Source organism: Frisingicoccus sp., assembly GCF_048388605.1.
Lineage (GTDB): Bacteria > Bacillota > Clostridia > Lachnospirales > Lachnospiraceae > Frisingicoccus.
This window is the reverse complement of sequence record NZ_DBGCTU010000019.1, coordinates 47,709-57,819: the sequence shown is the minus strand read 5'-3', so window position 1 is coordinate 57,819 and position 10,111 is coordinate 47,709. Positions and strand designations below refer to the sequence as shown.

Here is a 10,111-nt window from a genome sequence, read left to right as displayed (position 1 = left end):
TGGTTGTCGTTAGCCATCTTTTTCTCTTTTTATAGAAAAATTTCAGGGAGGTATGTGACTCGGACGAGGCACATACCTCCCTGTTTAGAACTGTCTATTAACCGACAGCCCCTTTTTGTCTATAAATGACAAAAAAATGGAAATATTCACTTTATTTATATGCAAAAATATGATAAGATAGCATCATATCATTAAGGAGGAACAAAGATATGAGAAAGAAACTTGCATGGCTGTTAGTCAGCGTGATGATTTTGTCCGCTGTGGTACTGGGCGGTTGCGGCAAAAAAGAAGTAACAGCAGAAAGCCTTGTGAAGCAGGCAAACGAAAACATGGAAAAGGTAAAATCCTTTGCCGGAGATTTGGATATGCAGATGTCCATGAATATATCATCCGAGGGCGTTGCCATGGATATGAATATGGGGATGACAGGCACGATCGAATGTACATCCGACCCGGACATCTTCCATATGGATGGCACCTTGAGTATGGATCTTTTAAATATGTCTATGGACATGGATATGTATACTCAGGTTGACGGGGATAAGAGCATTACGTACATTAATATGATGGATGAATGGATGAAATCGGAAGAGACTGTCGAAGAAGGCGGCATGGAAGACATGTATACGGTAGCCGGTGACGGAAAAGATATGACATTGGCTGAAGAAACCGAAAAGATCGGCGACAAAGAAGTTTATGTACTTACATCCACCATTTCCGGAGAAGAGTTCCAGGAGATCATGGGTTCCATGGAAGAGATGACGGAAAGCTTGGGAGAGGTAGATTTCTCGACAATGGAGGCAGAAGTTACATTGAAGATTTATAAAGATATCGTTCTTCCGGCATCTGTGAGCATCGTAATGAGTGACAGCGGCGAAGGCATTGAGTCTGAGGGTGTTCTTGTTAAGTTTAATAACATCTCCGTAGTTCTGAATTATAATGAATTTGACAGCATTGACAGCATTACAATTCCTGAAGAAGCATTGTCTGCTCCGTCCGGCGACGAGGGAAGTATTTTAGGTGAAGAAGAATCTCTTCTTGAATCTGAAATTGCCGAAACAGAAGCAGCTCAGTAAAATATTGAATTAAAAATGATCTGAAATGGGGACAGTGAAAGCTGTCCCTGTTTTATTTTTTTGCATGTTGTGATAAAATAATGGGGAAATGTAAAAAAGTAGGGAGTGCAGTACATATGTCATCCGGACAGGTGGATTTCAGCGGCGAAAATGTGCGCCGCAATGTGTTGGCTGTCGCGGCGCCGATGCTGGTGGCCCAGATCGTCAATTTACTTTATAATATCGTAGACAGAATTTATATAGGAAAGATTCCCGGGGAGGGCATGATCGCGTTGGCCGGACTGGGGCTTTGTTTTCCGGTGATCACGATGGTCACAGCCTTTGCAAATCTGTTTGGCTTGGGCGGTGCGCCGTTATGCTCCATTGCACGGGGAAAGAAGGATACGGAAGGCGCCCGGAAAGTCATGAACAATGCTTTTTTTATGTTGATTTTGACCGGAATCTGCATCACTGTTTTTGGAATTGTTTTCCATAAGCCGATTTTGTATTTGTTTGGCGCCAGTGATGCAACTTATCCTTATGCGGCCGGTTATATGATCATCTATCTTTTGGGAACCGTTTTTGTTATGATTTCCCTGGGGATGAATCCTTATATCAACAGCCAGGGTTTTGCGAAAATCGGTATGCAGACAGTCACTTTGGGCGCTGTGAGCAATCTGATTCTCGACCCGGTATTTATTTTTGTATTTCATCTCGGCGTTCAGGGGGCAGCCATTGCAACGATCATTTCCCAGTTTTTTTCCGCTGTGTGGGTTTTAAGATTCTTGACAGGCAAAAAGGCGGAACTGACGCTGAATCTTAAAGGCTTTCGCCCGGACTGGGCCTGCATTTTTGAGATTGCCAAGCTGGGAACATCGACTTTTGTTATGTCCTTTACCAACGGCCTTGTCCAGGTTGTCTGCAACGCGATGCTCTCCGTCTACGGCGGCGATCTGTATATCAGTGTTATGACGGTCATCAATTCGATCCGGGAGATTGCCCAGACACCGGTGATGGCGGTGGCTGACGGGTCCTCTCCGATCATCAGTTATAATTACGGCGCTCAGAAATATGATTTAATGAAGAAAGCTATTCGGTTTATGACACAGATTTGTTTTGCCTATTCCTTTATTATATGGGTTTTGATCTGCGCCTTCCCGGAACTGTTCATTCGAATCTTCAATCAGGATGCCGAATTGATCACGGCGGCGGTTCCATCCCTGCATATCTATTTCTTTGGATTTTTTATGATGGCTTTTCAATTTACCGGGCAGTGTGTTTTTAAAGCGCTGAATAAGGCGCCCCAGGCGGTGTTTTTTTCCATATTGCGAAAAGCTGTTATTGTGGCGCCGTTGACGATAATATTGCCGCGGATTGGCGGCCTTGGTGTGGCCGGTGTCTTTATGGCTGAGCCGATCTCGAATTTTATCGGCGGCCTGGCCTGCTATATTACCATGCAGTGCACTGTGCTGCGAAAGCTGTAAAAAATGTTTCCGGCATATAGCCCGGCCCCTCGACAGCCGTCCCAATTATCCGGCAGCCGTCTCAACCTTTCAGCTGCGTTTGACTCAGAGTGCTGTTGTGATATTCGGTTGAAAAAGTGACATCCCGGCCGAAATATTCCGGCGGCCGGAAATTTTCGGCTTCCTCGATGGTTGGAAATTCCACCTCGGCCAGAATAAGTCCCTCGAATTTTCCGTGAAACATATCGATCTCTATTGTCAAATGGTCCCCGAGAGGAATTTTATACCGTGTTTTTGTCAGCACATTTCCATCGGCTTTTTGAAGCAGATGGGCGTAGGACTCGGCATTTAACGGCAGATTATATTCCTCCCGGGCCATAAGACCTTTTGATTTATAGGTCAGATAATATTCCTCGTCTTCTTTGCGGATGCGGATCACAGGCGCCGTATTCAAATAAGCCTGTTCAATCTCATGGCTCGGATATGCGGCGACATCAAAGGGCAGACGGTCAATTAAATACTTTCTTTCAATTTCCATACAATTCTCTCCTACTACAATATATTTATGGTTGATACCCCTTACAGCCAGTAAGGAATTATCCATCTTGTTGCTTAAGCTGTTAGAATGAATAAGGCAATAGGTCTGGCCTTCCACTCCTAGGACTTTACGTCCGTAGAATAGTCAGCCAACCAGCCCTCATTCGCAGCATTCGTTTTACGCAGGTTGAACCTTCCGTTCGTGTGATATACCCAGTAGATTGAATAGGCAATGAGTAAAACTGGTATTGACCATTGCTAATTCATTTCAAAGGAGTACCCACTATGAACGCTATTCTAAAATGGGAAATTCCTTTATAATATTTTCCCTGGTTATACATCCGTGTAAATCTCAATCGCACAAAACATTTACAGCTTTTGGAATTGCCGAGGCGCTTTTTATAAAATCCTATAAGCCAAACGCTGCAAGAACTCAACCGAAACGCCAGTCAGATGATTAAAAACCGTTTAAAATGTTCGAAAAAAATCTGCCTGTTCATTTTTGATTATCCGCGGGCACTTTGCTGGTGTTTGAATGAAATGAGTTCCAGAAAGTGTCCGCAAATCAGATTTCTAAAATGAACAGGCTTGATTTTTGCTGAATATTTTACAGGTTTGTTGTCGCTGACTGGCACTTCGGTTTCAGACACTTGCATCGTGTCGGCATATTATTATGAAAAACGGCTTCAGGCAAATCTTCAAAAGCTGAAAACCCATTTTGCATGATTGAGATTTGCACCGATGTATGACTGCGGAAAATATTGCAAAATACATTTTCCATTTTAGTATATCCGGATTATCTATAAATTTCCATCATAAAATTTTGGAGTCGGCAGATAATAGTATCAGAATAAGTCAGAGATACTTATTCAAAATCATTTGGAGGTGAAAGATATGTCTAATTCAACAGGAACAGGTTCTAACGGAAGTCGTATGGAAGTGCCACAGGCAAAGGATGCTATGGATAAATTCAAAATGGAAGTGGCCGGCGAACTCGGTGTAAATCTGAAAAGCGGTTACAACGGTGATTTAACATCTGCAGAAGCAGGTTCCATCGGCGGCGAAATGGTTCGCCAGATGATCCGCAGACAGGAAGAACAGATGTCCGGTCAGAAATAATTTTCCGGGTAAAATCTGGGGTTAGGTAATGAAACAGTCTCTGAGAGCATGACGTGAAAATGCCGGTTTTCAGGGACTGTTTTTTCGTTAAATTTTTTCAAATTCGCCTATTTACATATGACTTTCCATATTATATACTATAGATTAGAGTGCGTAAAAATGCTCTCACGCATTTTGGCCAATTAAGGAGGAATAGAAATATAATGAGTGTACAGGTAGAAAAGTTAGAAAACAATATGGCGAAATTGACCATTGAAGTCGCTGCCGAGGAATTTGTTGCTGCAACGAAAAAGGCTTATAATAAAAATAAAAATCAGATTTCCGTACAGGGCTTCAGAAAAGGTAAAGCACCTCAGGCTCTTATTGAAAAGCTTTACGGAGCAAGCATTTTTTATGAAGATGCGGCCAATGATATTATCCCGGGGGCTTATGAAGCAGCAGCAAAAGAATCCGGATTAGATATCACATCTTATCCGAACATCGATGTTGTGCAGGTGGAAAAGGGAAAACCGTTTATCTTTACTGCAGAAGTTGCTTTGAGACCGGATGTGGAACTCGGTGAATATAAAGGTGTTGAAATTGAAAAAGTAAGCGCAGAAGTTACAGAGGAAGATATTGAAGCTGAGATCAAAAAAGTTCAGGAGCAGAATGCAAGAGAATTAACTGTTGATCGTCCGGCTGAAAACGGTGATACAGTGATGATCGATTATGAAGGTTCTGTGGACGGGGAATTATTCGAAGGCGGCTCCGCGGAGGGTTATGGCCTTGTTCTCGGTTCAGGCTCCTTTATTCCGGGCTTTGAAGACCAGTTGGTTGGCGTTTCCGCCGGTGCGGATGTGGATGTTCATGTGACATTCCCGGAAGCTTATCATGCAGCGGAATTGGCCGGAAAGGAAGCTTTGTTCAAAGTAAAAGTACATGAAGTTAAAGCAAAAGATTATCCTGTTGTCGATGATGAATTTGCTCAGGATGTTTCTGACTTTGATACTTTAGAAGAATATAAAGAAGATTTAAAGAAAAATCTGGCAGAGAAAAAGGCGCAGGAAGCGAAAGCTGAGAAGCAGCAGAAAGTTATGGATGTTGTTGTCGGCAATGCGAAGATGGATATTCCGGAAGCTATGGTTCGCAAGAGCACAGATGATATGATGAATCAGTATGCTCAGGAATTGAGCGCTCAGGGTCTCAGCATGGATGTTTACTTCAAATATACAGGCATGACACCACAGCAGCTTGCCGAACAGTTAAAACCTCAGGCACTGGCGAATATCAAGAATCGCCTTGTCCTTGACGCTATTGTTGCTGCTGAAAATATTGAGATCACAGATGAGGAAATTGAGGCTGAAATTCAGAGACTTGCTGAATCCTGGAGTATGGAAGCAGATAAAGTCAGAGAATACATGGACACAGATTTAATGAGAAATGATATGTCCGCACAGAAAGCGCTCGAAATGATAACGGACGCAGCAGTAGAAAAATAATCGGCCTGATTTTTAACAGGAGGAATGAAATTGAGTTTAGTACCTTATGTCATTGAACAGACAAGCAGAGGAGAACGGTCTTACGATATTTTTTCAAGGCTTTTGAAAGAACGCATTATTTTCCTCGGGGAGGAAGTTACCGATGTTTCTGCCAATCTGATCGTATCCCAGTTACTGTTTTTGGAATCTGAAGACCCTGGAAAGGACATCAGTCTTTATATTAACAGTCCGGGCGGTTCAGTTACTGCAGGAATGGCGATTTATGATACGATGAATTATATTAAATGTGATGTATCCACGATTTGTATGGGTATGGCCGCCAGTATGGGAGCTTTTCTTCTTGCGGGAGGAACAAAGGGTAAACGTATGGCTCTGCCAAATTCCACAATTATGATTCATCAGCCGTCCGGCGGCGCTCAGGGACAGGCCACGGAGATTAATATTGTTGCGGAACAGATTTTAAAGACGCGTCAGCGTTTGAATGAAATTCTGGCAGCAAACACCGGAAAGCCTTTGGAGATTATTGCACAGGATACGGAACGGGATAATTATATGACGGCCGAGGAAGCCAGAGAATATGGATTAGTTGACAAAGTCATTATCAGCAGATAACATTTTAGAACATACGAAATCCCTATTATATATAGAAAGGCCGGAGGTATCATATGGCAGGACGTATGGAAGACAAGAAGATTCCAAGATGTTCTTTTTGCAATAAGACCCAGGAGCAGGTCAGAAAATTGATTGCAGGCCCAAATGCGTTTATCTGCGATGAATGTATTGGGATATGTGCAGAGATTATTACCGAAGAGTTTGAAGAGGAAGAGGATATTTCCGCAGGTATTCGCCTGATGAAGCCGATGGAGATCAAGGCCTTCCTCGATGAGTATATCATTGGACAGGATGATGCAAAGAAGGCTCTCGCAGTGGCGGTTTATAATCATTATAAACGAATTATCGCAGACAGCGATTCGGATGTGGAGCTTCAGAAAAGCAATGTCCTTTTGATCGGGCCGACAGGTTCAGGAAAGACATTGCTGGCTCAGACATTGGCGAAAATGCTGAATGTTCCTTTTGCCATTGCAGATGCGACGGCTTTGACGGAAGCCGGTTATGTCGGCGAAGATGTGGAGAATATTCTTCTCAAGCTTCTTCAGGCAGCAGACTTTGATGTGGAGCGGGCCGAGTACGGCATCATTTATGTAGATGAAATTGATAAGATTACGCGGAAGTCGGAAAATGTTTCTATTACAAGAGATGTATCCGGCGAAGGCGTTCAGCAGGCATTATTGAAAATTCTTGAAGGTACGGTGGCTTCTGTACCGCCTCAGGGCGGACGGAAACATCCGCATCAGGAATTTATTCAGATTGATACAACGAATATTCTCTTTATCTGCGGCGGCGCTTTTGATGGACTGGAGAAGATCATTCAGTCGCGAATCGGCCAGAAGGGTATCGGATTTAATTCGGTTATCCGCCAGAGTAAGGAAGAAACGAATATCGGAGATCTGTTCCGTCAGACACTGCCGGAGGATCTGATTAAATTCGGATTGATTCCGGAATTTGTCGGGCGTGTCCCGGTGTGTGTTGCGCTGGATCTGCTGGATGAAGATGCCCTTGTCCGGATTTTGACTGAGCCGAAGAGTGCCCTGGTGCGCCAGTATCAGCGGTTATTTGAGATGGATGGTGTACGCCTGGAATTTGAGCCGGAGGCTGTGCGGGAAGTTGCTCACCGTTCTTTTGAACAGAAGACCGGCGCCAGAGGATTGCGGGCGATTATTGAAGAGACGATGATGGATATCATGTATCGGATTCCATCGGAGGAATTGGTGGATTCCTGTACCATCACAAAGGATGTTGTGGATGGCAAGGGAGAACCGATACTCACTTATGGTGAGAAAACACCTGTAAAGCGGGTGACAGGCAGTAAAAAAGTTCCGCAGAAAACAAGCGGAGAGATTGCCTGAATGAGACGACTGTAGATTGGGGGCTGTACCAAAAAAGGTACAGCCCTATTAGTTCATTACGGGAGTGTGATACAAAAGATGAATGATATATGTTTAGAATTGCCGGTGATTGCTTTGCGGGGCATGACGATTTTGCCGAATATGATTGTCCATTTTGAAGTCAGCCGAAACAAATCAAGAATGGCCATTGAAGCGGCCATGCTGGGCGACCAGAATATATTTCTTCTGACTCAGAGGGATGTGGAAGTGGAGGATCCCGGAAAGGAGGACCTCTATGAATTTGGAACGATAGCCAAGATCAAGCAGATCGTAAAACTGTCCAACGATTCACTCCGGGTGATGGTTGAGGGAACCTACAGAGGTCATCTTGATAATTTGATGATGACTGAGCCGATGCTCAAAGCGGAGGTTACGGTTTTTGATAAAACGATCTGTGAGATGGATGATGTGCAGATGGCAGGCTGTGTGCGCTATCTCCATGAGCTTTTGGAAAATTATTCGATGCAGAATCCGAATTTCAGCGGTGAATTGGTGCGGCAGCTTTTGGAAGAAGAAAATCTGTTGAAGCTGGTGGACCAGTTGTGCACGAATCTTCCAATGGAATATAAGCAGCGCCAGAAATGTCTGGAAACCGTAGATCTGCAGATGCGGTTTGAGGTGTTGGCTCAATTTATGACCAAAGAAATAGAAATGATACAGATTACCCGGGAGATTCAGGCAAAGGTGAAGGAGCGGGTGGATAAAAATCAGCGGGAATATATTCTCCGGGAGCAGATGAAGGTCATTCGGGAGGAACTCGGGGAGGATAATACCCAGAGTGACGCGGAGCAGTTTGAAGCCCAGCTTAAAGAGCTTGAAGCCAGCGATGAAGTAAAAGAAAAAATTCAGAAAGAGATTGACCGGTTCCGTTCCTCAGCCAATATGGCTTCTGAAAACGGCGTTATCCGGGGCTATGTGGAGACACTTTTATCCATGCCGTGGGATAAGCGGAATGAAGAAAAGGTGAGCCTGAAACAGGCGGAAAAGATTTTGCAGGAAGACCATTATGGGTTGGAAAAGGTGAAAGAACGTATTCTTGAATATTTATCGGTGCGGTTGTTGACCGGCAAAGGCGAAAGTCCGATTTTATGCCTTGTGGGTCCTCCGGGAACCGGAAAAAGTTCTATTGCCAAATCGGTGGCCCGGGCATTGGATAAGAAATATGTTCGGATCAGCCTGGGCGGCGTCCGGGATGAAGCGGAAATCCGCGGGCATCGTAAAACCTATGTGGGAGCCATGCCGGGCCGTATTGCATCCGCATTGAAAAATGCGGGCGTAAAAAATCCGGTGATGCTTCTGGATGAGGTCGATAAGGCCAGCAATGATTATAAGGGCGATGTATTTTCCGCCTTGCTGGAAGTTCTTGATTCGGAGCAGAATTCCAAATTCCGGGATAACTATATTGAACTTCCTGTTGATTTGTCGGAAGTGCTTTTTATCGCCACGGCCAACACCTTGTCGACCATTCCGCGGCCGCTGCTGGACCGTATGGAGGTTATCGAAGTCAACAGCTATACAGAAAATGAGAAAATGCATATTGCCAAAGAGCATCTTATTCCAAAGCAGATCAAGATTCACGGCCTGAAGAAGAGTCAGGTTTCAATCACGGATAAGGCGCTGGAAAAAATTATTGTCCATTATACCCGTGAGGCCGGCGTTCGTAATCTGGAACGGCGGATTGGAGATATTTGTCGGAAATCGGCGAGAGAGATTGTCGAGGAAAATAAAAAGAATGTGAAAGTCGGCGTAAAGACTCTGAGTAAATATCTTGGAAAAGAACGATTCAGCTTTGATGAGGCAAACAGCAGAGATGAGATCGGCATTGTCCGGGGACTGGCATGGACCAGTGTCGGCGGGGATACCCTTTCTGTGGAGGTCAATGTTCTGCCCGGAAGCGGTAAATTTGAATTGACAGGGCAATTGGGCGATGTCATGAAGGAATCGGCCCGGGCCGGAATCAGTTTTATCCGTTCGATGAGTGATGCCTTTTTTATTCCAAAGGATTTCTTTGAGAAAAATGACATCCACATTCATATACCGGAAGGCGCTGTGCCGAAGGATGGTCCGTCCGCCGGTGTGACCATGGCAACAGCCATGATCTCGGCCATCACGGAAATTCCGGTAAAGGCCAGCGTTGCGATGACCGGGGAAATAACCCTTCGCGGACGGGTGCTCCCGATCGGCGGTCTGAAAGAAAAACTTTTGGCAGCCAAGGTCGCTAAAATAAAAACTGTTGTCGTGCCGGTGAAGAACCGGAAGGACGTGGAAGAGATGGAAAGTGAAATCTATGAGGGTATGGAGATTGTCTATGCGGAGGGCATGGATGAAGTGCTGAAAACCGCCCTTGTTCATATGCCGGAAAAGCCGAAGGCCGGAACAGAGGCCCCATCGGAAGCCGCAGCGAGTGAAGAACCGGAAGCCGGAGCAGAAGAAAGAAGCAGAAAGTAAAAGGA

At 44.7% G+C, this 10,111-nt stretch carries 8 protein-coding genes; 7 read left to right on the top strand and 1 reads right to left on the bottom strand.

Annotated features, from left to right (window positions below):
* The first annotated feature begins 209 nt into the window (after window positions 1–209).
* Both ACMN7X_RS03815 and ACMN7X_RS03810 read left to right on the top strand, forming a co-directional pair.
* Window positions 210–1,076, top strand: a complete 867-nt coding sequence (locus tag ACMN7X_RS03815; protein WP_418746172.1) for a DUF6612 family protein — start codon at window positions 210–212, stop codon at window positions 1,074–1,076.
* Window positions 1,077–1,192: 116 nt separating this feature from the next.
* The gene (locus tag ACMN7X_RS03810) at window positions 1,193–2,539 is read left to right on the top strand and encodes an MATE family efflux transporter (RefSeq protein WP_418746171.1); all 1,347 of its coding nucleotides are present in this window, start codon (window positions 1,193–1,195) and stop codon (window positions 2,537–2,539) included.
* Window positions 2,540–2,600: 61 nt separating this feature from the next.
* Here ACMN7X_RS03810 and ACMN7X_RS03805 read toward each other — a convergent pair whose 3' ends face one another.
* Window positions 2,601–3,056 carry a CYTH domain-containing protein gene (locus ACMN7X_RS03805; protein ID WP_418746170.1) on the bottom strand — a complete coding sequence of 152 codons (456 nt, stop codon included), beginning with the start codon at window positions 3,054–3,056 and terminating at the stop codon, window positions 2,601–2,603.
* Between the two features lie 893 nt (window positions 3,057–3,949).
* On the opposite strand from ACMN7X_RS03805, the gene ACMN7X_RS03800 reads away from it, so the two are divergent.
* From ACMN7X_RS03800 to lon, 5 genes are all read left to right on the top strand, one after another.
* On the top strand, window positions 3,950–4,174 hold the full coding sequence (locus ACMN7X_RS03800; RefSeq protein ID WP_132092868.1) for an alpha/beta-type small acid-soluble spore protein: 225 nt from the start codon (window positions 3,950–3,952) through the stop codon (window positions 4,172–4,174).
* 203 nt (window positions 4,175–4,377) lie between these two features.
* A complete protein-coding gene (gene tig / locus ACMN7X_RS03795) occupies window positions 4,378–5,652 on the top strand; it encodes a trigger factor (protein WP_418746169.1) in 1,275 nt (424 codons plus the stop codon).
* Between the two features lie 30 nt (window positions 5,653–5,682).
* Window positions 5,683–6,264, top strand: coding sequence for an ATP-dependent Clp endopeptidase proteolytic subunit ClpP (gene clpP, locus ACMN7X_RS03790; RefSeq protein WP_418746173.1), 582 nt, complete (start codon window positions 5,683–5,685; stop codon window positions 6,262–6,264).
* A 53-nt stretch (window positions 6,265–6,317) separates the two neighbouring features.
* A complete protein-coding gene (gene clpX, locus ACMN7X_RS03785; protein WP_418746168.1) occupies window positions 6,318–7,619 on the top strand; it encodes an ATP-dependent Clp protease ATP-binding subunit ClpX in 1,302 nt (433 codons plus the stop codon).
* Window positions 7,620–7,697: 78 nt separating this feature from the next.
* Window positions 7,698–10,106 (top strand): endopeptidase La, encoded by a 2,409-nt coding sequence (gene lon / locus ACMN7X_RS03780; RefSeq protein ID WP_418746167.1) that lies wholly within the window; start codon window positions 7,698–7,700, stop codon window positions 10,104–10,106.
* The last annotated feature ends 5 nt before the right edge of the window (window positions 10,107–10,111 follow it).

What these genes read in the sequence shown, in the direction of transcription:
- ACMN7X_RS03815 (WP_418746172.1), top strand. Translation starts at nt 210, where the DNA reads ATGAGAAAGAAACTTGCATGGCTGTTAGTCAGCGTGATGATTTTGTCC.
- ACMN7X_RS03810 (WP_418746171.1), top strand. Translation starts at nt 1,193, where the DNA reads ATGTCATCCGGACAGGTGGATTTCAGCGGCGAAAATGTGCGCCGCAAT.
- ACMN7X_RS03805 (WP_418746170.1), bottom strand. Translation starts at nt 3,056, where the DNA reads ATGGAAATTGAAAGAAAGTATTTAATTGACCGTCTGCCCTTTGATGTC.
- ACMN7X_RS03800 (WP_132092868.1), top strand. Translation starts at nt 3,950, where the DNA reads ATGTCTAATTCAACAGGAACAGGTTCTAACGGAAGTCGTATGGAAGTG.
- tig (WP_418746169.1), top strand. Translation starts at nt 4,378, where the DNA reads ATGAGTGTACAGGTAGAAAAGTTAGAAAACAATATGGCGAAATTGACC.
- clpX (WP_418746168.1), top strand. Translation starts at nt 6,318, where the DNA reads ATGGCAGGACGTATGGAAGACAAGAAGATTCCAAGATGTTCTTTTTGC.
- lon (WP_418746167.1), top strand. Translation starts at nt 7,698, where the DNA reads ATGAATGATATATGTTTAGAATTGCCGGTGATTGCTTTGCGGGGCATG.